Genomic DNA, 21409 nt, shown 5'->3' with positions numbered 1-21409 from the left:
TGCGGCTATATTTGGCTCGATGGATAGCCCACAAAACTCTCGATTGCAATTGCATGTGGCTTCGGCGTGTTTGCTGGTGGCCGAACTATTGCCCGGTTTGCAAAAGCTGTGGTTTGTGGCCGAAAGCGGCCGCGTAGGTCGCAGCTCTGGCTTGTTGCTACTGTTGCTGGTGGGGCTATTTGCGTACCGAAAACCTGGGCTGCAACGCTTGGCCTTGCAGCTGCTGGTGGTATGGCAGGTGTTGGCCCTGCTGATGGCCGGCTACGTGCTGCTGCACAACTTTCGCGACGGCGGGCCGCTGCTGGGTTATTCCGTAACCGGCAGCCTCCGCGTTGCGGCTCTGGTTTTGCTGCTCGCGGCCAAGCGTAGCTTATTCCCGAGCACCCGCTAGGGGCTGTTTGCAGGGCCATAGCGCTTGCACTGTGCCGGGCAAGTTGAACGCAACGGGTAGCTAAGCCGTATGACACAGCTCGCTAGTAACCCCAACCGCTATGAAACTTGCTTTTGTATTCGCCGCCGCATTGCTGCTGAGCGCCACCGCTGCCTCGGCCCAAACCACTCCGCAAAGCACCCCAACCGTAAACGGCACCACCAGCCCGCAATCGGCGCCGCCTGCGCAAGCGCCTGGGTCGCTGGGTACGCTACCGGCCCAAAACACCCAACCCGCTGCCGACCGCGAAACAACCACTACTACCACCCAGAGCCAGAACAGCGGCAGCAACAAGGAAATGAAGAAGGCGCGCAAGAAGCAAAAGCAGAAAGCCGCCTCCACTACCTCGGGCAGCTCGTACTAACCGAGCCCATATTTCAAGACCAGGGCCGTTCTGCCACGTGCAGGGCGGCCCTGTGTTGTTTTCACCTAGGCCCCACACGGCAACTCACATCATCATGTGAAACCAGCTGATTAGCAGTAAGTCTACATTTGCCAACACGCTCGCCCTCACCGTTGCTCATGAAACTGCTGCTACTTGTTTGCTGCCTGCTGCCTACGTTGCTGCTGGCCCAGCACCGCCTCGATTACGCCGTGCACTACTCGCCCAACCTAGGCACCGAGGGTTTGCGGGTGCAGTTGAGCGTGCGCACCCCCAAGGCCACCGACTCTACCTACTTTCACTTCGCCAACGAGGTGTGGGGCGAGAAAGATCTGCTGCGGTGCATTGGCGGCTTTGCCGGCGAAAACGCGCAGTACCGCTTTCGGGTGGTGCCCGATAGCAACCGCATTGTGGTGTACCACCCGCGAACCCGTTCGGTGAGCTTCTCGTACCGCGTGAAGCAGGATGCGGCCGAGTACCCGCGCGACGCCTTCAACCGGCCGCGCGTAACCGATACGTACTTCCACGTGCTGGGCGAGTCGCTGTTTGCCATGCCCGAGTTTATCACCAATGCGCCCACCGAGCCGAGCATTACGGCCAACATCCGGTGGGTGGGCTTTCCGAAGGGCTACGTGCTGCACAACACGTTTGCCTCGCAGGTGGCACAGCAAACCTTTCGGGGCAAGCTCTGGACGCAGTTCTTCCGCTCGCTTTACGTCGGCGGCGACTACCGCCTGCAGCAGTTTAGCTACCGCAACAAGCCCGTGTACCTGGCCGTGCGCGGGCAGTGGCAACACTACGACGATGCCCGCGTGCTCAGCAGCATGCAAAAGGTGCTCAGCACCCAGCGCGAGTTCTGGAACGATGCTGGCCCGGCCATGTATACCGTGTTCCTAAGCCCCACCATCAGCACCGCCGATACCACCTGGCGCGGGCAAAGCATGCGGGGCGAGAGCATGTACCAGGGCTTCAAGCTGCAGTCGTCGAACAACCCGTTCAACAACTGGGATGTGCTCAGCTACATGTTCAACCACGAGATGATGCACGACTGGCTGGGCGGGCAAATTGGCGCCGCACACGAGGAGCTGAACTACTGGTTTACGGAAGGTTTTACCGACTACTACGCTTACAAAAACCGCCTGCGCAACGGCGACCTTTCGCTGGAGGATTGGGTGAAGAGCTTCAACAGCCGCATAATCAAGTCGCTGTACAATAACCCCGAGCGCAATCAGCCCAACTACGTGCTCAAAGAGAACTTCTGGAAGTCGCGCAGCTTCGAAACGCTGGCTTACCGCCGCGGTGCCGTGTTTGCCTTTTGGCTCGACAACCAAATTCTGAAGAAGAGCAACTACACCCGCTCGCTCGACAACCTGATGCGCGACATGCTGCAGGCCTGCCGCCAGCCCGGCCAGAAGTTCACCGACGAGCGTTTTCTGGCTATGGTGCAGGACTATCTGCACCAAGACATCAGCGCCTTCTTTCAGAAGCACATCTTGGTTGGCGCCGATTTGCCGCTCAGCTCCGCCGACCTCCTCGAGGGCTTTGAGGTGGAAACCGTGCAGGGAGTACCTACGCTGAAGATTACCGGCAACAGCAGCGCCGTGCGCGAGCGGTACCTCAATACCAAGCCGGCAGCTAAATCAGTAGCACAGAAGTAACCTGGGCATAGGCGGCAGGCACCTCAGCTATAAACGACCTAGGGCCACTACCTTAGGTTTATCTGACTTAGCCTCCACTGCCATGTTCAAAGCACTGCACTCCGATGGCATTACGCTGCACCTCATCAACGAGGACAATCTGACAGAGGTGTTTAACCTCTTCCAGGGCTACCCCGATACGCAGCCCATGCTGGAGGAAATGTTCCGCAACTACCTGCCTAGGTACGAGCGAGGCCAGCGCACCAACTTCGGCTTTTACTCCATGCTCGGCTCGGAGCTGGCCGGCATGACGCTGCTCTCGGTGGACAGCTGGGAAGAACGCGCCGGCTCAACCGGGGCCGATGTGTTCGAGCACATGCGCGGCCGGGGCGTTACGCCGCGCAGCAAGCCGCATTTGTTTTACCTGGCCTTCGAGCTGCTGGGCCTGAACCGCGTAGCCACCGGTTGCCGCGTATCGAACTTGTCGTCGAAGCGCTCCATTGAGAAAACCGCAGGCTTTCAGTTCGAGGGTGTCATGCGCGAATCGGGCCTGAACGACCTAGGCGAGTTTGAGGACGAGCTGCTCTACGCCATTCTGCGGCGCGATTGGCTGCAGCTCTACGACACCAGCCGGGTGCAGGTGCTGTACTGAGCTTCAGCCAGCAACAAAGTTCGCACATGACATTGCCCCAGATTGTGGTGACTATCTTTGCCGGATAGCCAATGCCTGAGCCAATAGAATCCGACGTATTACTCCTGCGGCAGCAGTTAGCAGCCGAAGGCGAGTTACCATTACCAAACGGCACCGTCGGACGCACGCTGTGCATCTACGATCATTGGCTGAGCGTCGAAGAAGCCGATACTGATATCGTCAGCTTTGCCATTTTCCAAACCTTGCAGGAGTACCGCTTCTACCTGGCCGAGGAAGACAAGTTTGTGCAGCTGTTTGCTCACTTGTTTCGCTCGGGCACCATCTTCTGCAGCAACCTTGCTGCCAGTGATGAACTAGAGCCGGTAGCTCATTGGGCGCAGCTGATTGGCCAACTAACGCTGGGCTTGCGCGAGCAGGGACGCGTTGATTTTTATGTACCGCGCTATCGGGTGCTACTCCACAGCGCCTTTGATTTGAATATGGCCGCCTATTTTCTGCCGCCGCTCCACTACACGGCGTTTGCCGAGTTGGCCGCCGCTTACGGACTACACCTGCTGGAATAGGCAGCCGCTGCAATCTGCTACACCGCCACCACGGCCCGCTCGCGGTTGTACTTGTCGCGGTACTCTTTCGGCGACAAACCCGTGATGCGCTTGAACGTGTCGCGGAAGGCCTTAGGGTCGGTGTAGCCCACTTGGTACATCACCTCGTTCACGGTATCGCGCGACGACTCCAAACTGTTTTTGGCCGCTTCGATTTTCACCCGCTGAATGTACTCGACCACCGAGTTGGCGGTGGCTTTCTTAAAGCGCCGCTCGAGGTTGCGCCTACCTAGGGCCAGCATGTCGGCCAGCTGATCGACGGTAATCTTCTCTTGGTAGTTGTCTTCGATGTAGGTCTGCAGCTTCTTGATGGGCTCGTCGCCGTGCTCTTTCTGGCCTTTGAAAATGATGAAGGCCGATTGGCTGACGCGCTCGATGTCGATTTGGAATACTTTGGCGCAGGTTACGGCAATGTCGCGGCCGGCATACTTCTCAATCAGGTACAGCACCAGGTTGAGGTAAGAGAAAGCACCACCGCTCGAGTAGATGCCGTGCTCGTCGGTAATGAGCTTATCCTCCACCAATTGCACATCGGGGAACATGGCCCGGAAGTAGCTGGCCGCCGCCCAGTGTGTGGTGCACTGCCGCCCTTTGATAAGGCCCGTGGAGGCAAGCAAAAAAGCGCCCACGCATAGGCTGGCCACCTCGGCGCCGCGCTTGTACTGGCTAATAATCCACGGAATGAAGTCGCGGTTATCGTCGAGCGCCTGCCTTAGGTCGCCGTCGATGGCGGGGATTACCACCAAATCGGTGCGCTCCACATCGGAAGTCAGCAAATCGGTATGCACTTGGTACAGGCCGCCGCACACGGGCGTGTCGTGCACGAGGCCCACCAGCTGAATCTGAAACAACGGCGGCTTGCCCATGCGCTGCATCAGAGCATTTACCTCCGAGAACACCAGCCGTGGCCCTTCTATGCTTCCTAGAATGGCTCCCTTAGGAACCAGGATGGTTATGTGTTTCATGGTGCCAAGCTAGCATTATGGGGTGTCGCAATCAACCCCTCAGATGGTCGCATTTACACCCCCTAGGTGGTCGGCGTTGCTAATACTTTTGGGATGTCGATCAGGCACTTACTAAACCCTTTTAGCCCAGCCCAGCCATGAAAGCCAAAGCCACTACCGCCCTTTACTACTCCACCACCCTGCTCTTCGCGGCCTTTATGCTGATGGCCGGCATCATGGAGCTGATGCAAGGCCCCGAGGGCCGCGAGATTATGCGCCACCTAGGCTACCCCGAGCACGTGCTGCTGGTGCTGGGCGCGGGCAAGGCCCTGGGTGCGTTGGCCTTGGTGCAAACCCGTTACCGCACCCTTAAGGAGTGGGCCTACGCCGGCTTCACCTTCAACTTGCTCGGGGCCTGCGCTGCCCGCGCCGCCGCCCACGACAGCCCTGCGCTTATCGTATCGCCGCTGCTGTTTCTGGGCTTTATGGGCCTGAGCTATCTGCTCTGGAAAAAGCGGCAGGGCCAACGCGTGCCGTCGGCCCTGATGGCTGATGCTACTCCGGCTGCCCAGCTAGCCGTGGCCTAAGCACTTTCCAATAGTTTCGCATTCTACAACCTAGCATTACCTAACCCTCTCCCCCACCATGAGAAAAGTAGTTGTATCGGAGTTCCTGACCCTCGACGGCGTAATGGAAGAACCGCGTTGGACGCTGGAGTACTTCGGCGAGGAAGAAGGCCAGTTTAAGCTGCACGAAATGATGACTGCCGACGACCTGCTGCTCGGCCGCGTTACCTACGAGGGCTTTGCCGCCGCCTGGCCCAGCCGCACCGACGAAGACGGCTACGCCGAGCGCATCAACACCATGCCCAAGCACCTGGTAACTACCACGCTTAGCGAAGGCCCCTGGCAGAACACGCACATCGTTGCTGCCGATAACCTAGCGGAGTACGTTACGCGCCTAAAGCAGCAGCCCGGCCAGGATATTCTGGTGTTCGGCAGCGGCCAGCTGGTACAAACCCTGATGCAGCACAACCTCGTGGACGAGTACCGCCTGATGGTGTTTCCGCTGGTGGTAGGCAAAGGCCAGCGCCTGTTTCAGGAAGGCAGCACCGCCAACCTAAAGCTGGTCAGCTCAAAAGCCTACCCCTCCGGCGTAACCGTACTCACCTACGCCCCCGCTCCGCAGAAGGAAGAAGCCAACCAAAGCTAGAGCTACAAACTAGTGCTCGTTCCCCTCCTCAGATGAATTCCGCGCCTCGAGCGGCGTGGGCTAGGGGTGGTTGATACTCGTACGTCATGCTGAGCTTGTCGAAGCATCTCTCCCGCTTCGCCTGGGTATAGCGCGGACTTTGTAGTCCGCAGCCCCCAGATAGAATTCTCTAACCGTTGTTCAATGGCAGCAGATTACTATCCGGGGACGCGGACTACAAAGTCCGCGCTACACGCTGGCGAAGCGGGAGAGCCGTGCGCACTTCCTAGGTCAGCTACTCAGCCAGAAACTCCTGCAGCGCGGCTTTAAACTGCTCCACTTCCTCAGCCGTGTTGTACGGCGCTAACCCGATGCGCACCCAACCACCCTGCGCCCCAACTTCCAGCTTATCGGCCAGCGTGGAGGCGTAGAAGTGCCCATCGGCAATGCACATGTGGTGGTGCTTGGCAAACCAAGCGGCTACCTCGCGGGAGTTGCGGCCTTCGATGGTAAATGCCAGCGTTGGCGTTTTGCGCGTGCCGGCTGGCGCGCGGTACAAGCGCACCTGCGGCACCGACAGCAAAAAGCGTTCGAGTTCCTGGGCCAGTTCCTGCTCGTAGGCATCAATAGCCTCGAGTCCCGCGCGCAGCCGCTCCTTGCGGGTGCTGCCCTCACCTAGGGCCTGCACAAACTCCAACGCACCGATCAGCCCGGCAATGCCCTCGTGGTTTTGGGTGCCGGTTTCCAGCTTGTGCGGAATGTCGGTGGGCGCGGGCGCCAGCTTATACACCGCCAGCTTCTCGAACAGCTCGGCCGATACTACCGCCACGCCTAGGTGCGGCCCAAAAAACTTGTAGGCCGAGCACAGCAGCACATCGGCACCTAGAGCGCGAAAGTCGATGGGCAGGTGCGGCACGGCGTGCACGGCATCAATTACCGTAATGGCACCCACCTCTTTGGCGCGGGCAATGATGCGCTCTATGGGCGTAACTGTGCCCGTCACGTTCGACGACATGCCCACGGCTACCAGCTTGGTACGCTCGTTTATCAGGCTGCCTAGGTCGTCGAGCTCCAGGGTGTAGGTTTCGGGGCTGACGGGAATAAATCGCACCACGGCGCTGCGGTCCTTGGCCAGCGTTACCCACGGGTCGACGTTGGCGCGGTGGTCGAGCTCGGTTACCACCACCTCGTCGCCGGGGTTGATGAAACCGGCCAGCCCGCGCGCAATGGCAAAGGCCAGTGAGGTCATGTTCTGGCCGAAGGCAACCTCCTGCGGTTCGCAGTTCAGCAAATCGGCTACGGCTTGGCGGCCCTCGTCGAGCAGGGCATCGGTGCCTACGCTTGTCGGGAAAGTGCCGTGCAGGTTGGCCATGCCGCCCGTGATGTAGGCCACCATGGCATCGAGGGCCTGCCGCGACATTTGCGTACCGCCGGGCCCGTCGAAGAAGATGTAGGGCGGGCGAATGGCATCGGGCTGCAGGGCCGGAAAGTGCGAACGGATAGCGAGGATGGATGCGTGCGTCATGCGTAGGATTGCGTCAGCTGCTGTTGTTCGAGCTGCGTTAGGGCGTGAAGTAAATCGAGGGTGACGCGGCCGGGTTGGCCGCTGCCAATTACGTGGTCGTCGAGCTGCACTACGGGCATTACCAGTTTGGTGGTGCTGGTCAGGAAAGCCTCTTTGGCCTGGCGCACGTCGTGCAGGGTTACGGGGCCTTCCTCAATGCGGTACGGCCGCCCCGACAGACCTAGGATGTTGCGCCGCGTAATGCCGCCGAGCACGTTGGCAGCGGGCGTAACCACGGTGTCGTCTTGGCGCACGATGAAGAAGTTGGCGCGCGGAAACTCCGTCACCGCACCCTGCTGGTGGTACAGCACCTCGTCGGCACCTAGGGCTTGCAGCCGCTTCAGCAGCCGAATACCCATGGTGTAGTTTATGGTTTTGGCCGCCGGAAACTCGCGCACGTACTCGTGGCTGATGATCCGCAGCCCGCGCGCCAACTGCTCGGGCGTGGGCAGCGCGATGGGCTGCTGCGTGATGATGAGGTTGGCCTGGGCGGGCGGCTCGTAGCCGCTGCTGGAGTACCCACCCGTGAGCAGCAGCTTAATGCCCGACAGCGGCAGGTTGTTGCGGCCGATGAGCTGCCGCAGCACCGCCACCAGCTCGGGCCGCGCAAGCGGCACGACTAGCTCCATCAGCTCAGCCGATTGGTAGAAACGGTCGAGGTAATAGTCGAGAAACAGCGGGTGGCCGTCTTGCACCTTCAGGAAATCGAAGATGCCGTAGCCGCGCTGAACAGCTAGGTCGCTGACGTGCAAAAAGGCCTGATCGAGCGGCACAAAATCGCCGCGCAGGTATGCGTAGGGAGCCGGGTTCATGGGCGGGGTAGCAAGCGCCGGAAGTTACGGCCGTTCGGCAGAACTCCACAGCGCTGGCTGCGCAGCACCAACTGTAATGGCCGCGCGAAAAACACGGATTTGGCCACCGCAAAGCAACCACATAGTGTTTCGCCTATCTATGGCTGCGGTGCAGAAGCTTTGCCTAGTGGTTGTGCTTGGGCAATGCTCTTCGCGCTGCAGTATTTCCATCCACCACCCACCCGGTTATGCGCCGACTTCTCTTACCGCTTACCCTCACGCTTACCTCCACCCTGGGTTTTGCCCAACATACCCTCAAGTTTGATTCGCTGAACAGCAAAGGCCAGGAGCAGTACCGCACCCAGCAGTACGAAGCCTCGGCCCGCACCTACGAGCTGGCGTTGCGTGCGCCGGGCATTACGCCTCGCCACAAAACCACGGTTTACTACAACCTAGCCTGCGACTACGGCCTGCTCAACAACGCTCCCGAGGCGCTTAAGTACGCCCAAAAGGCAGTGGCCGCCGGTTATGCAAACGCCGCCAACATGGAGCACGACTCCGACCTGAAAGTGCTGCACACCCACAAGCAGTGGCCCAAGCTGCTGGCTGAAGTGCGCAAGGCCGAAGAGAAAAAGAAGGTGCGCCGCGTGCAGGACATTAAGCTCGTTACCACCGACATCGACAACTTTTGGCAAGCCTACGCCAAAGCCAAGACCGACACGGCCAATGCCGCCGCCATTTTTCAGCGCGACTATTTCGGCAAAGCCTCCATTGGGCTGCAGGACTACTACGCCTACAAAATCCGGAACGCCCAAACCTTTGCCCGGCGCGTACTGGCGCGGCCGCAATACTATGCCTCCATTCAGGCCACGCTGAACTCCATTGCGGCCCAAAAGCCGCAGATGCTGGCCGTCTTTCAGAAGTTCCAAGAATTGTACCCCGCGGCCTACTTCCAGCACATCTATTTTGTGGTGGGTGGGTTTTCGTCGGGCGGCACGGTGTCGGATGCCGGGCTGCTCATCGGGGCCGATCAAACGGCCAACGGGCCGGGTGTAATCACCACCGAGCTGAACTTGCTGCAGCGCAACCGCAACGGCATGGTAACCGAAATGCCTACCCTGCTGCTGCACGAGCTGATTCACAGCAACCAAGGCGCGCAGGATGGCACGCTGCTGAGCTACACCATCAACGAGGGCATGGCCGACTTTATAGCCGAGCTGGTAACGGGCACGCTGGGCAACAACGCCCGCCTGCACGTGTACGGCAATGCCCACGAGGAAGAGCTGTGGGAGGCATTTAAGAAAGAAATGGGAGGCCGCGACGCCAGCAACTGGATTGCCAACGGCCGCCAGGAAACCCCCGAGAAGCCCTGCGACCTAGGCTACTACGTGGGCTACAAAATTTGCCAGGCCTACTACAACAAGGCCACCGACAAGAAGCAAGCCGTGGCCGACATCCTGAACATCCGCGACGCCAAAGCCTTTTTGGCCGCCAGCGGCTACGAAGAAGATTTGGCCCGCCGCTAGGTTGCCGGTAGCGTAACGAAGCCGATCGGGTAGTACCTTCAGCACTACCCGATCGGCTTTTGTCTTATCCGTCTGCCATGCGCCTCCGCCTGCTATTCCCGTTCATCGCCGCCTCTGCCCTAGGTACTTCGGCCGCCGCTCAGCAAGAGGCCAAAGCGCGCAAGCTGCACGAGCAGATTTTTACGGTGGATACGCACGCCGACACGCCCATGAACCTGGTGAAGCCGGGCTTCGACCTGACCAAGGACAACGACCCCACCGAAGCCAAGCTCGACTTTCCGAAGCTGAAGCGCGGCGGGCTCGATGCGGTATTCTGGGCTGTGTATATGGGGCAAGGTCCGCGCACCCCCGAGGGCAACACCGCCGCCAAGCAAGAGGCGCTCCGGATTTTCGACGCCATCCACGCGGCCATCAAAGCGCACCCCACCGAAATAGCCATGGCCACCACGCCCGCCGAGGCCGTGCGCATTCGTAAGGCCGGCAAGCGGGCCATCTTTATCGGCATCGAAAACGGCTACCCCGTGGGCCGCGACCTAGGCCTGCTGCAGCAGTACTACAACCTAGGGGCGCGCTACATGACGCTGTGCCACGGCACCAACAACGACCTCTGCGACTCGGCCACCGACCCCAACGGCCCCGAGTACCAAGGCCTGAGCCCCCTGGGGGTGCAAGCCGTAGCCGAGATGAACCGCTTGGGCATGATGGTGGATATTTCGCACACCTCCGACTCCACGTTCTACGATGTGCTGCGCCTCTCGAAAGCGCCCGTAATTGCCTCGCACTCGGCGGCGCGGGCGCTGAGCGACGTACCCCGCAACCTCTCCGACGATATGCTGCGCGCCCTGGCCCGGCACGATGGCGTGGTGCAGCTCAACTTGTTCAGCCCCTATGTGAAAGCACAGCCCACCAACCCGGCGCGCGCGGCCGCGGTGCAGGCGTTTAATGCCAAATGGAAAATCAAGAACTTCCTGAACGTGTATAGTCTGCCCGAGGCGGAGCAGAAGCAGGCCTTGGCTGAGATGGATGAGTTGGACAAGCGCTTCCCGGTGCCGCTGGCTACGGTGCAAGATGCCGTAAACCAAATCGACCACATTGTGCGCGTAGCCGGCATCGACCACGTAGGCATCGGCGGCGACTTTGACGGGGGCACCGAGCTCGACGGCCTGCGCGACGTGGGCGAGTACCCCAACCTCACCACCGAGCTGGTGCGGCGCGGCTACTCGCGGCGCGACATCGAGAAGATCTGGAGCGGAAACCTGTTCAGGGTAATGCGGGCCGTGGAAAGGGCCCGTACCGCAGCGCCGGCAACAACGGCCGGTAAGTAAGCCCGCCGTGCGCCTGGAACGCAGAAAACTACTTTATGCTTGCTGCTGCAACCAATCGTAAGCGGAGGCTAAATCGTCGAAGGCTGCAACTACGGGGCTGGTAAGCAGCACGTGTAATCGGTCGAAGGTTTCGCGCCCGATGATGTAATGCTGCGAATATACCCACGCCACGTAGCGCAAGCCCATATTGCGCACCGCGGGCAGCCACTCGGTTAGCGCCCAGCGCACGGCCTCCTGGTTGGGCTGCAGCACCTGCGAAATGTCGCACAGCACTTTTTGGGTACTCTCCTCGTGCAAAGCCTGCCCGATAAGGGCGCAGCCTTCCTGCACTTGTTTCAGTGTAGGTGTGCCGTACCACTCAAGGTACAACCAATCGGAAGCCTCATCGTGCGAAAGAGCAAGTACCGGAGATTCGTAAAGCAGGCGTGTGACCATGTACTGTGCGGCTAAGTACTGTTCGGCGGAATGGGGCGCAAAACTAGGCTTTCGTAATTAATTGACCATGACATTATTACACATTAACTACATTTTAACCTCCTACTTACACCCAAATGCATCTTGGTTAGCCACAAAAAAAGCCCCTGCAAGGCTGCAGAGACTTTTTTCGGTTGTAAACAACTAGGGTGCTGTGGGTTATTACATTAAACGCCCCAGCTACCTTCTTCAGGCTTAAGCCACATTGGACAGCCACGTCACCTTAAAAAAACGGCGGTGCACCTCTAGGGCGCGTAGCAGGGCGTGGCGCACGGCTTCGGCCCCAACGGCACGCGTAAGGCTGATGTCGTGGCGGAAAAACTGATCGGCTAACCAGCGGGCAGTACGGGCGGTGCCCCACGAGGCCCACAACGGATAAGGCAAATCCCAGCGCCACGGCACATCTACGCCGGGCTCTGGCTGCACTAGCAAGCATACTTCGGCTACTGAACCACTGGTCTCTATGAAGGCACGAACACGGGGGGTTGAAGGAGTCATGGTTGTGGAGGAGCAATAACTAACGAAAGAAGATGGGTAGGGTAACCGGATAGGCGCACTGTCCTTATCCGGTCGGCACGCTTGCGGCAGCACAGGGCAATGAGCAAAGAACACACGGTAAGCAGAACGCGCAGTCCAACAGACCAGCACGCCGGTGCAACCCTGCTGGCGAGGCCGCAACGGCGCTTAAAGCAGCTGAGGCAAGAAACACCAGGCAGCCGTCGGGAACGATTGTACGCAATCAACGCACTCTGGGCTACGCATTTGCACATATTTTCGGTAAATACTTACGCTTGCACCTTGCCTTGATTGTTGCATTACGGCCGTCGGGGACGCAGCAATGCGCGCGCACGAGGCTTCTCGGTTTTATCCAAGCTCAACCATTGCGCAGGCCCCCCAAACACAACGGCCGCCCTCGGGATAGAGGGCGGCCGTTGCCAAGCTACTAAGGCTTACGTCAACTGTTAGCAGGTGCCATCGAGGCCGCAGGCGGGGCCCTCGGCCAGGGGTACTACAGCTTTGGGCTGCGCTGGCTTAAACTCTTCGTATACCTTCTCGAGCACTTCCTGGAATAACTCCGACGGCTGTGCGCCCGATACCGCGTATTTGTCGTTGAACACGAAGAACGGCACGCCGCGCACGCCAATCTGCTGCGCCTGGTACTCGTCGTGGCGCACCTCTTGGGCAAATGCATCGGAGGCCAAGGTGTGGCTTACCTCCTCGGCCCCGAGGCCCAGCTCGGCAGCTAGGGTTTGCAGCGTGGCCACGTCGTCGATGTTCAGGCCTTCTTCTAAATAAGCCTTAAACAAACGCTCCTTGGCGGCATCCTGCTTGCCGTGTTGCGCGGCCAAGTGCACCAGCCGGTGCGCCCGGAAGGTGTTGGCCGGCACGGCAATGTCGAAGTTAAAGTTGAGACCTACTTCGGCGGCTGTCTGCGTCATATCGGCGCACATCTGGCGGGCCCAAGCTTCGGAGCGGCCGTATTTGGCGGCCAGGCGGCCGTACAACTGCTCGCCCGGCGCGGTTTGGGTGTTGGAGTCGAGTTCGAAGCTGTGCCACACCACCTCTACCTCCTCGGCGTGGGCAAACTGCTGCAAGGCTGCCTCAAAGCGGCGCTTGCCGATGTAACAAAACGGGCAAACTATATCGGACCAGATTTCTACTTTCATCTCTCGGAGCAAAACGATTTGGTGGCAATAAGTCAATTGCCTGCCGAAAAGTTTACCGCCGGCACCTAGGGCTACGCCAATACGGAGCGGACACGTAACTTCCGGCCATGCAACCAACCTTCAGCTTTCGGGCGCGCCTGCAGCCCAACGGCCTCGGCTTCATGCCCATGCTTATCCTGATTGTGCCGGAAGAAGTGGTAGAAGGCCTGGGCGGCAAAAGCGTGAAGCGCATCGTTGGCACGCTCAACGGCTTTGCCATTCGGCGCGGCCTGCTGCCCATGCGCACCGGCGAGCGGTACCTGATGGTGAGCAAGGCCCTGCTGAAGCAAGCCAACCTGCAGGTGGGCGCCGAGGTGGACATTACCCTTACCGCCGACCCCAACCCCGACCACGTAGACCTACCCGAAGAATTTGCCGAAGGCCTGGCTGAGTGGCCCGAAGCCGAGCAGGCGTTTGCTCGCCTCACGCCGGGGCAGCAGCGCAACCTGGCGCACTACATCGGCACGGCCAAACGCACCGAAACCCGGGTGCAGCGGGTGCTGGGCGTGCTGCACCAGCTGGCTACCGGCGGCAACCCCTTCAGGCCACCCAAAACGCTGCCTGTGTAGCCACAAACAGTGTTTAGCATTGCTGATCAGCTTGTTGCCACACCTCGGGCTTAACAAAAACACTACATCTGGGCAGTAACCTTGCGGCGGCGGGTGGGGTACACACCCCACTTACCACAGCATTCGGTGCCATGAACCTACTGCTACTGTTTTGCCTGCTTGCCCTTTGCCTTTATGCCTTTCGGGATGGGGTGTGGAAGCGCGACCAGTGGGCCATTACTGGCCTGCCCGAGCCCGAAAATAAGCCTAACCCAGCACCCACCGCGGCCCAATATCAGCTGCGCACGCCCAAAGCCGCGCCCCGGCCCCGGCCCTACGACCCGCGCCTAAACTCCGTGCTGCTCGATGGGTACCGCCCACTCAACGACGAGCCGGCGCCCAGGGTAACTGCCCCGCGCCCAGCCGAGTCGGCTGCCGTTACCTAGGGCAGCGTAGTTTTTCGGAACAGCTTTCAGGAATTGCTTGCCTAGGTGCAGCACCGCGCCAATTGCAGCGTGGGTGCTTTTTCGCCCTAGACGGCCAGGGCTACTTTACTAGCTAAACCGTGGCGGGCAAAACGCCCGGCGCCGCGGTGCGTACCTAGTAGCAAGTGGCCGCGCAATCCTTCCTCCCCCTGTTCGTTCCGAAGCTATGCTTACTACCTCGTTGCCTACTTTCCCCATCGAGCAGTTGCAGGCGGCGCTGGATGCAGCGCGGGTTGGCGTTTGGGAAATGACACTGCCCGAGCGTCGGCTGTTGTGGTCGGGGCAATGCAAAATACTGTTCGGCTTTGCTCCCGATCAGGAAATAACATTTGAGCAGGTGCTGGCCGCCGTGCACCCGCAGGATCGGGGCCGCCTGCAGCAAACCATTAACCGGGCGTGCAACCCCGCCGGCGACGGCCGCTACGAAAACGAGTACCGCGTGTTGGAGCCCGGCTACCACGGCCAAACCCGCTGGATTCGTTCGATAGGCAGCGCCGTGTTTAATGCCGAGCGCACCGCGGCCGTGCTGCTGCAAGGCTTTTGCATTGATATAACCGAAAGCAAGCAAACAGCAGCCCAAGCGCAGCAGCACTTGCAGCAGTTCGAGTTTTTGGCCGAGTCGATTCCGGATATCCTGTGGATAGCCCGCCCCGACGGCGGCATCACGTACTTCAACAAGCGATGGTCGGAGTACACGGGCCTCACGTTGGAGGAAGGCCGCGAGTGGGGCTGGGGCCCGGCCATGCACCCCGACGATATTTCGGCTGCTATAGCCGCGCTTAACCGCTCCTTGCAATCGGGTCAGCCCTTCGAAAAAGAATTTCGGATGAAGGCGCACACAGGCGAGTACCGCTGGTTTATGGGCCGGGGCTTGCCCCTGCTTGACTCTGATGGCCACATTTTGCAGTGGTTTGGTACCTGCACCGATATACACGAGCAACACATTTTGCGCGAGCAGCTGCAAGCCCGCGAAGAGCAGTTCCGCTCCATTTCGAATTCCATTCCGCAGCTCGCCTGGATGACCGAGGCCTCGGGCTACATTGTGTGGTACAACCAGCGCTGGTACGACTACACCGGCACCACCCTCGAGCAAATGCGCGGCTGGGGCTGGGAGCACGTGCACCACCCCGAGCACTTTCAGCGGGTGTACCAACGCTGGATGCAGGCCTTGCAAAGCGGCGAACCGTGGCAAGACGTATTTCCGCTGCGCAGCCACACGGGCGAGTACCGTTGGTTTTTATCGCAGGCGGCGCCGCTGCGCGATGCTGTGGGCAATATTACCCGCTGGTTTGGCACCAACACAGATATTACCGACTTGCGCCAGGTTCCTGAGGTTCAGAATATGAAGCTGTTATGACTAAAACAGGAGAATAGGATTTCTTACTGATGAGAATAGCCCAACGTTAATTCGGTTGCCTACGTTTAGGGGCTAAACCCTGTTTATCCATGGCCGAGTCGGTTGTCATTTCTGAGCCTTACGGCGACGTGCTGCTGATGCCGGACGTGCCCTGCGTGGCCGTGCGGTGGCACAGCTTTGCCAATAGCGCGCAGTTCCGCTCGCTCATGGACGAGGCCTTGGCCTACTACACCCGCGAAGCGCAGCAAACCTGGCCCCTGGGTTGGCTGATTGACATGCGCAAGATGAGCGCCCTGGTACCCGCCGATCAGCTGTGGCTTGAAACCGACTGGAACCCGCGCGCCTACCACCTCGGCGTTCGGCACATCGGCTTGGTGTCGTCGGAGAACATATTCGGGCGCATTGCGGCCCAGGTGTACGCCGCCAACACCACCGCCCGCGAGGATTACATCCTGGAGCCCGAAATACTGACAACGCTGGAGGAAACCAAACGCTGGGTGCGCCGCAATTTGTAGTCCCGGAGCAGCCCGTTACCGCGCCGCTGGCCGCTACCTTTGCCGGCCTATGCGCCGTCGTGTTATTCCGCTGCTTTTTACGCTGGTTTTGCTGGCCTCCTCGTGCGTAGAGCGCCTGTACGCCACCCGCGAAAACGTGCCCAGCATGTTGCAAACGCACCGCACGGTAGCCGTGCTACCGTTTTACGTGCGGGTGGAGCGGCCTTGGCTATCCGAAGTTTCCTTCGACGACCTAGGCATGTCGGAAGCCGAGTTCGACCGCCGGCAGGCCGCCGAAATTCGCGGCCTGGCCTATGGCCTGCAAGGCGAGCTGGCCACGCGCCTGCAACAGCAAAGCTGGCGCGTGCAATTTCAGGAAGTAGCCGAAACCAACAAGCGCCTGAGCCAAGCCGGCATTTCGCTCGATAGTCTAGGTTACCGCAGCACCGAAGAGCTGCAGCAGGTGCTGGGCGTTGATGCCGTGCTGGCCGGCGAAACCCGGGTGGTGCAATCCTTACCTGGCCCCTTGGCCATGCTAATGCTGTTTGCCCCCACCGACCCCAGCGAGGCACCGCTCAACGTGGTGCGCTCCTACCTCTCGGTGTACGATGGCCGTACCGGGCAACTGGCTTGGCGTTTCGAGCACGAGCAAACCGGCAACGTGGTGGTGAATGCCAAAAGCCTCGGCAAAGAGCTGGCGAAGCGCGCCTATACGGCCCTGCCCTATCGCGCGCAATAAGCACCTAGGGCACGGCTAGCCGGCGGCACCTCGGCCATAACAGTACTCGCAACGCGGCCGTTTGCCTGAGCTAGTGTTAACTCATTAACTCAGAAGTATGCCTAGCAATCAGAAATATGCGCTGATTACCGGCGCCTCCAATGGCATCGGCTACGAGTTGGCCAAGCTGTTCGCCCGCGACCAATATAACCTGGTGATAGTAGCCCGCCACCCCGACGAGTTGGAGCGCGTGGCCAGCGAGTTTCGGCAGCAGTTTGGCGTGGAGGTAGTACCCATTGCCAAAGATCTGTTTCAGCCGCAGGCGCCCTTTGAGCTGGTTGACGAGGTGAAGTCGCGCGGCTTGCAGATTGAAGCCCTCGTGAACAACGCCGGCCAGGGCCAGTACGGCGAGTTTGTGGACACCGACATCCGCCGCGAGCTGGACATGATTCAGCTGAACATTGCTACCTACGTGGTGCTTACCAAAGCTTACCTGCGTGAGATGGTAAGCCGCGGCTCGGGCCTGATCTTGCAGGTATCATCGATTGGGGGCGAGCTGCCGGGGCCGCTGCAATCGGTGTACCACGGCACCAAGGCCTTCGTGACGTCGTTTACCGAGGCCATCCGCGAAGAAAACAAGGACTCTGGCGTGAAGATTACGGCCCTGCTGCCCGGCGTAACCGACACCGACTTCTTCAACAAAGCCGACATGACGGAGGCCAAACTAGTGAAGGAAGGCCACCGCGCCGACCCCGCCGACGTGGCCAAAGACGGCTACGAGGCCTTGCTGGCCGGCAAAGACAAAGTGGTATCGGGCTTCATGAACAAAGTACAGGTAGCCGTCAGCAACGTCATTCCCGATAACCTGGTGGCCGCCAACCTGCACCAGCAGGCCAAGCCCAGCACCAAAGACGAGTAGCTACCTAAAGCGCTAGGCAAAAGCAACGGGCCCCGACCAGCACTGGTCGGGGCCCGTTTTGCGTGTGGCCGGATGCTGCTTGGCCTGGGTTATTTCAGCTGAATGGATACCACCAGCTCGTTGCCGCTCACCCGAAACTTGCACTCGTCGAACTGGGGCGGGGCCAGCTTGGGGCGCACGTTGTTGGAGAAGGCATACGGCTCGGTGGGAATGCCCATGAAGTTTTTGTCGAGCTTATCGTTGTTGTTCACGTCCTGGGTAATGGCTACGGCCCACTCGCCGTAGGGCAACTGCACGGGTAGCGTAATCTTATCCTGCCCGCCGGGGCGCACCACTTTGTAGAACGCGTATTGCTTGGGCTTCAGAAACGACTCGCGCACGTTGTAGAAGTACAACTTCACGGCCGACTCCTTCGAAGCCAGCTTGGAAACCACCACCGTAACCGACGACGTGGCTACCGGCGCGTGGTCGGCGGCCGGCAGCAAAGCCACCAGCGGATTACCCACGGTGGCAACGAGAGCAAGCTGAAACAAAGTCATAGAAAGCGTACTGAATACCGAATGCTTACGTGCAACCCCTAAGCTACTAAAAATTAGTACGGAATGCTTGGGTTTGTGGCTGCTTTACGCGCCCAAGCAACCAAGCCTTCTTGGGGTTCGGCAGCTCGGGCACCTAGGGCAGCCACCACTGACCTGGACACCGCAGCAATTGGCAACGTTCCCGACAACGTTTGCGCAAATAAACTTGCGGGCTTGCTGCTGCAATACGCGCCCTTACCGCAACATTCATAAGGCTTTACCGCGCTACCGCACCCTTTCCGCAATCCTCCTACTCAGCAGTTATGCAGCGGCGTACGTTTCTTCAGCACACCGGCGCCGTTGTGGCCGGCTCCTTTCTTGCCCCCGATGTGCTGGCCGCCTCGTTGGCGGGCCCGAAGAAAACCCGCGTGGCGATGGTGGGCACGGGCCACCGCGGCCTAGGTATGTGGGGCGTAGATGTGCTGAAGGAACACGCCGATAAGGTGGAGTTTGTAGGGTTGTGCGACATCAACCCCGGGCGCGTGCAAACCGGCAAGCAAATGCTGGGCGTAAACTGCCCCACCTTCACCAACCTCGATCAGATGCTGCGGCAGACGAAGCCCGAGGTGTTGATTGTGACCACTGTGGATGGTTCGCACCACGAGCAGATCATCAAGGGCCTGGAAGCCGGCTGCGACGTGGTGACGGAAAAGCCCATGACCACCGACGAGCAGAAGGCGCAAGCCATCATCGATGCGGAAAAGCGCACGGGCAAAAAGGTGAAAGTGACGTTTAACTACCGCTACTCGCCACACCGCCAAAAGATGTACGAGCTGCTGCGCGCCGGCGCCATCGGGCAGGTTACGTCGGTCGATTTTCATTGGTACCTCGATGTGCACCACGGCGCCGACTACTTCCGCCGCTGGCACCGCAAGCGCGAGCACAGCGGCTCGTTGCTGGTGCACAAATCCACGCACCACTTCGATTTGCTGAACTGGTGGCTGGAGTCGGAACCCGAGGAGGTGTTTGCCTACGGCTCGCTCGAGCACTACGGCAAAAACAACCCGTTCCGGCACACGCATTGCCGGCCCTGCCCGCACAAGGATAAGTGCGCGTTTTACTGGGACATGACCAAGAACCAGCGCCTGATGAAGATTTACGCCGCTAACGAGCAGCACGACGGCTACCACCGCGACGGCTGCGTGTGGCGCGAAGACATCGACATCTTCGACAAAATGGCCGTGCAGATTAAGTACGCCAACAAGGTGCAGGTAAGCTATTCGCTCACCACGTACTCGCCCTACGAGGGCTACCGCATTGCTTTCAACGGCACCAAAGGCCGCCTGGAAGCTTGGATCAAGGAAAAGCAAACTTGGGAGGAAGAGCCCTTCGATGAGCTGCAACTGACCACCAACTTTGGCAAGCGCGAAATTATCCGGATGCCTAACCACGAGCCCGGCCACGGCGGCGGCGACGTGCGCCTGCGCAAGCAGATTTTTGCGCCCGATGGCCAGGACCCGTACCGCCAAGCCGCGGGCGTGCGCGATGGGGCCATGTCGATATTGGTGGGCATTGCCGCCCGCCAAAGCATAGATACAGGCAAGCCGGTACGCATCGGCAGCCTCACATCACTGAAGCCACAAGTCAGCCGGGCCTAGCACTGGGAATGGGAGAATGCACCTAGCTGCCCGGCTGGCGAGGGTTTAGGGGGAATGGACCCGCCGTGGACTTCAGGATCGGCGCGAGCGAAACACCGCTCGCGCCATTTTTTTGCCCCTAGGTGAGGCTGCTCCTTGCTGGGTGCAAAACTCTTAACCTAGGGCTACGCCGGCTGTTGCACTTGCGGGTATTTGCTGCACGAAGCTGGTAGCCAGCTGCAGCGTTTCGGTGGGGGCTTCCTTGTGCGGCGTATGAGCTGCGCCGGGCAGCAGCACTGTGCGCGCCGGGCCGCCGGTTTGCTCGGCAATGGCCTGTACCTGCGCTACGGTGCCGTACTCATCGGCCTCGCCTTGCAGCGCCAGTACTGGGCACTGAATGCGCGGCAGGTAGGCCTCGATGTTCCAGCTGCGGAACGCGGGCGCAAGCCAGGTATCGGCCCAGGCGCTGAACACGGCCGTGGTTTTGGTGCCATGGTAGCGCGCCAGCCGCTCGGGCAGGTTGGTGCTGCGGTACTGCTGCTGCGCCTCCCGAATGCCGGCCAGCGTGAGGTCTTCGACAAACACGTGCGCGCCTTCGGTGATGACGCCCGTAATGCGCTCGGAGTACAAGGCAGCGGCCACCAAGGCAATGCTGCCGCCATCGGAGTGCCCGAACAGGATGGCCTGCTCTATGTGGTAGGCATCGAGCACTTGCCGCAGCACCGGGGCCTCTTGCTCCAGGTACTGGTTGGTACGGGTTGCATCAGCAAATGCCGAGGATTGGCCGTAGCCGCGCCGGTCGTACACCAGCGCGGGGCAGCCCGTAGCGGCGGCTACGCGGGCCGGGAAGTCGCGCCACAGCCGGATGCAGCCCAACGAATCGTGCAGAAACACCAGCGTAGGGCGCTGCGCCGCGGCGTTGGCGGGCAGCAGGCGTTGCACGCGCAGGGTGTAGCCTTCGGCGAGGCCTAGGTCAGCTTCGGTGGTGATAAGGTCGGCAGCAATCATCGGCGCAAAGCTACCCCACGCTGCGCAACCAGTTTTTGGCCTCGTCGAGGTTGTCGAACATGCGCATCTCGAGCAGATTGCCGATGCGCATGTGCAGATCCTGAATGGAGAGCTGCCCAAAAATACCCGGCGACAACACCTGCGCGAAGTAACGCAGGCCAGCTTCGATCGTAAGCGGCGTCCAGACTTGCGCTATCCACTCGTTGGCTTCCGAAAACGGCCCTACCAGCTCGCTGTGGTCGTTGAGCAGTTTGGCGCAGGGCTCCTCGCGCAGCATATCGAGGTAAGCCAAGCCGCCCTCCATCACGGTGCTCAGGGTTTGAATGCCCGACCAGTGGGCGTAAATCCAGCCTTCGGCGCGGTTGCGCTCGGCCGTCAGATACACGTAGCCGTCGGGCCGGTGGAAAACCGTGGTTAGGGCAGAAACAGATTGCATAGGAGTGTCACGCGGATATTACTCGCGTTTAACGGATTGGGGCAAGGTTCGGCCATAACCTTAGG

25 protein-coding genes are annotated in these 21409 nt (G+C 60.0%); 16 read left to right on the top strand and 9 right to left on the bottom strand.

Features of this window, described 5'->3' with window-relative positions; translation table 11 throughout:
* Nucleotides 1–76 precede the first annotated feature (76 nt).
* The 5 genes from ASU33_RS06250 (at nucleotide 77) to ASU33_RS06230 (ending at nucleotide 3664) form a co-directional block, all read left to right on the top strand.
* Nucleotides 77–391: a hypothetical protein gene (locus ASU33_RS06250; RefSeq protein WP_149867076.1), complete on the top strand. Its 315-nt coding sequence runs from the start codon at nucleotides 77–79 to the stop codon at nucleotides 389–391.
* 100 nt (nucleotides 392–491) lie between these two features.
* Nucleotides 492–794: a hypothetical protein gene (locus tag ASU33_RS06245; protein ID WP_059069345.1), complete on the top strand. Its 303-nt coding sequence runs from the start codon at nucleotides 492–494 to the stop codon at nucleotides 792–794.
* Between the two features lie 158 nt (nucleotides 795–952).
* Nucleotides 953–2470, top strand: coding sequence for a M61 metallopeptidase family protein (locus ASU33_RS06240; RefSeq protein WP_216818544.1), 1518 nt, complete (start codon nucleotides 953–955; stop codon nucleotides 2468–2470).
* 82 nt (nucleotides 2471–2552) lie between these two features.
* Nucleotides 2553–3101, top strand: coding sequence for a GNAT family N-acetyltransferase (locus ASU33_RS06235; RefSeq protein WP_059069343.1), 549 nt, complete (start codon nucleotides 2553–2555; stop codon nucleotides 3099–3101).
* Between the two features lie 71 nt (nucleotides 3102–3172).
* Nucleotides 3173–3664 (top strand): hypothetical protein, encoded by a 492-nt coding sequence (locus tag ASU33_RS06230; RefSeq protein ID WP_059069341.1) that lies wholly within the window; start codon nucleotides 3173–3175, stop codon nucleotides 3662–3664.
* A gap of 17 nt (nucleotides 3665–3681) precedes the next feature.
* Here the strand turns inward: ASU33_RS06230 and ASU33_RS06225 are convergent, their stop codons facing one another.
* Nucleotides 3682–4668 carry a GlxA family transcriptional regulator gene (locus ASU33_RS06225; protein ID WP_059069340.1) on the bottom strand — a complete coding sequence of 329 codons (987 nt, stop codon included), beginning with the start codon at nucleotides 4666–4668 and terminating at the stop codon, nucleotides 3682–3684.
* 137 nt (nucleotides 4669–4805) lie between these two features.
* Here ASU33_RS06225 and ASU33_RS06220 point away from each other — a divergent pair, with 137 nt between their 5' ends.
* Nucleotides 4806–5234: a DoxX family protein gene (locus tag ASU33_RS06220; RefSeq protein ID WP_059069338.1), complete on the top strand. Its 429-nt coding sequence runs from the start codon at nucleotides 4806–4808 to the stop codon at nucleotides 5232–5234.
* Nucleotides 5235–5292: 58 nt separating this feature from the next.
* On the top strand, nucleotides 5293–5859 hold the full coding sequence (locus tag ASU33_RS06215; RefSeq protein WP_059069336.1) for a dihydrofolate reductase family protein: 567 nt from the start codon (nucleotides 5293–5295) through the stop codon (nucleotides 5857–5859).
* Nucleotides 5860–6133: 274 nt separating this feature from the next.
* Here ASU33_RS06215 and ASU33_RS06210 read toward each other — a convergent pair whose 3' ends face one another.
* Together ASU33_RS06210 and ASU33_RS06205 are read right to left on the bottom strand one after the other, a co-directional pair.
* Nucleotides 6134–7363, bottom strand: a complete 1230-nt coding sequence (locus ASU33_RS06210) for a cysteine desulfurase-like protein (protein ID WP_059069334.1) — start codon at nucleotides 7361–7363, stop codon at nucleotides 6134–6136.
* Complete coding sequence (locus ASU33_RS06205) at nucleotides 7360–8214, bottom strand: aminotransferase class IV (RefSeq protein ID WP_059069332.1); 855 nt, start codon at nucleotides 8212–8214, stop codon at nucleotides 7360–7362. Before ASU33_RS06205 ends, ASU33_RS06210 begins: the two co-directional genes overlap by 4 nt.
* Before the next feature lie 227 nt (nucleotides 8215–8441).
* Here ASU33_RS06205 and ASU33_RS06200 point away from each other — a divergent pair, with 227 nt between their 5' ends.
* Both ASU33_RS06200 and ASU33_RS06195 read left to right on the top strand, forming a co-directional pair.
* Complete coding sequence (locus tag ASU33_RS06200; RefSeq protein ID WP_059069330.1) at nucleotides 8442–9719, top strand: gliding motility protein GldB-related protein; 1278 nt, start codon at nucleotides 8442–8444, stop codon at nucleotides 9717–9719.
* A gap of 77 nt (nucleotides 9720–9796) precedes the next feature.
* Nucleotides 9797–11044, top strand: coding sequence for a dipeptidase (locus tag ASU33_RS06195; protein WP_059069328.1), 1248 nt, complete (start codon nucleotides 9797–9799; stop codon nucleotides 11042–11044).
* Between the two features lie 33 nt (nucleotides 11045–11077).
* Here the strand turns inward: ASU33_RS06195 and ASU33_RS06190 are convergent, their stop codons facing one another.
* The 3 genes from ASU33_RS06190 to ASU33_RS06180 form a co-directional block, all read right to left on the bottom strand.
* A complete protein-coding gene (locus ASU33_RS06190) occupies nucleotides 11078–11479 on the bottom strand; it encodes a hypothetical protein (protein ID WP_059069326.1) in 402 nt (133 codons plus the stop codon).
* Nucleotides 11480–11713: 234 nt separating this feature from the next.
* Complete coding sequence (locus ASU33_RS06185) at nucleotides 11714–12016, bottom strand: hypothetical protein (RefSeq protein ID WP_149867075.1); 303 nt, start codon at nucleotides 12014–12016, stop codon at nucleotides 11714–11716.
* 464 nt (nucleotides 12017–12480) lie between these two features.
* Entirely contained in the window at nucleotides 12481–13185 is a 705-nt protein-coding gene (locus ASU33_RS06180) for a DsbA family oxidoreductase (RefSeq protein WP_059069322.1), read from the bottom strand.
* A 107-nt stretch (nucleotides 13186–13292) separates the two neighbouring features.
* Between ASU33_RS06180 and ASU33_RS06175 the strand changes: the two genes are divergently transcribed.
* The 6 genes from ASU33_RS06175 (at nucleotide 13293) to ASU33_RS06150 (ending at nucleotide 17745) form a co-directional block, all read left to right on the top strand.
* A complete protein-coding gene (locus tag ASU33_RS06175; RefSeq protein ID WP_059069320.1) occupies nucleotides 13293–13793 on the top strand; it encodes a YdeI/OmpD-associated family protein in 501 nt (166 codons plus the stop codon).
* Nucleotides 13794–13924: 131 nt separating this feature from the next.
* A complete protein-coding gene (locus ASU33_RS06170) occupies nucleotides 13925–14218 on the top strand; it encodes a hypothetical protein (RefSeq protein WP_059069319.1) in 294 nt (97 codons plus the stop codon).
* Nucleotides 14219–14423: 205 nt separating this feature from the next.
* On the top strand, nucleotides 14424–15614 hold the full coding sequence (locus tag ASU33_RS06165; protein WP_059069317.1) for a PAS domain-containing protein: 1191 nt from the start codon (nucleotides 14424–14426) through the stop codon (nucleotides 15612–15614).
* A gap of 89 nt (nucleotides 15615–15703) precedes the next feature.
* The gene (locus tag ASU33_RS06160) at nucleotides 15704–16129 is read left to right on the top strand and encodes a hypothetical protein (protein WP_059069315.1); all 426 of its coding nucleotides are present in this window, start codon (nucleotides 15704–15706) and stop codon (nucleotides 16127–16129) included.
* Nucleotides 16130–16178: 49 nt separating this feature from the next.
* Nucleotides 16179–16847, top strand: coding sequence for a hypothetical protein (locus tag ASU33_RS06155; protein ID WP_059069313.1), 669 nt, complete (start codon nucleotides 16179–16181; stop codon nucleotides 16845–16847).
* 97 nt (nucleotides 16848–16944) lie between these two features.
* Entirely contained in the window at nucleotides 16945–17745 is an 801-nt protein-coding gene (locus tag ASU33_RS06150; protein WP_059069311.1) for an SDR family NAD(P)-dependent oxidoreductase, read from the top strand.
* Nucleotides 17746–17834: 89 nt separating this feature from the next.
* Here ASU33_RS06150 and ASU33_RS06145 read toward each other — a convergent pair whose 3' ends face one another.
* Complete coding sequence (locus ASU33_RS06145; RefSeq protein WP_059069309.1) at nucleotides 17835–18284, bottom strand: DUF2141 domain-containing protein; 450 nt, start codon at nucleotides 18282–18284, stop codon at nucleotides 17835–17837.
* A 302-nt stretch (nucleotides 18285–18586) separates the two neighbouring features.
* Here ASU33_RS06145 and ASU33_RS06140 point away from each other — a divergent pair, with 302 nt between their 5' ends.
* Entirely contained in the window at nucleotides 18587–19921 is a 1335-nt protein-coding gene (locus ASU33_RS06140) for a Gfo/Idh/MocA family protein (RefSeq protein WP_059069307.1), read from the top strand.
* Nucleotides 19922–20074: 153 nt separating this feature from the next.
* On the opposite strand, the gene ASU33_RS06135 is transcribed toward ASU33_RS06140, so the two are convergent.
* Complete coding sequence (locus tag ASU33_RS06135; protein ID WP_078062922.1) at nucleotides 20075–20908, bottom strand: alpha/beta fold hydrolase; 834 nt, start codon at nucleotides 20906–20908, stop codon at nucleotides 20075–20077.
* Nucleotides 20909–20918: 10 nt separating this feature from the next.
* Nucleotides 20919–21344, bottom strand: a complete 426-nt coding sequence (locus ASU33_RS06130; protein WP_059069305.1) for a hypothetical protein — start codon at nucleotides 21342–21344, stop codon at nucleotides 20919–20921.
* Between the last annotated feature and the right edge of the window lie 65 nt (nucleotides 21345–21409).

This window comes from Solirubrum puertoriconensis, assembly GCF_001483135.1.
GTDB lineage: Bacteria > Bacteroidota > Bacteroidia > Cytophagales > Hymenobacteraceae > Solirubrum > Solirubrum puertoriconensis.
The sequence above is the reverse complement of the archived record's forward strand: the minus strand, read 5'-3'. Positions and strand labels throughout refer to the sequence as shown.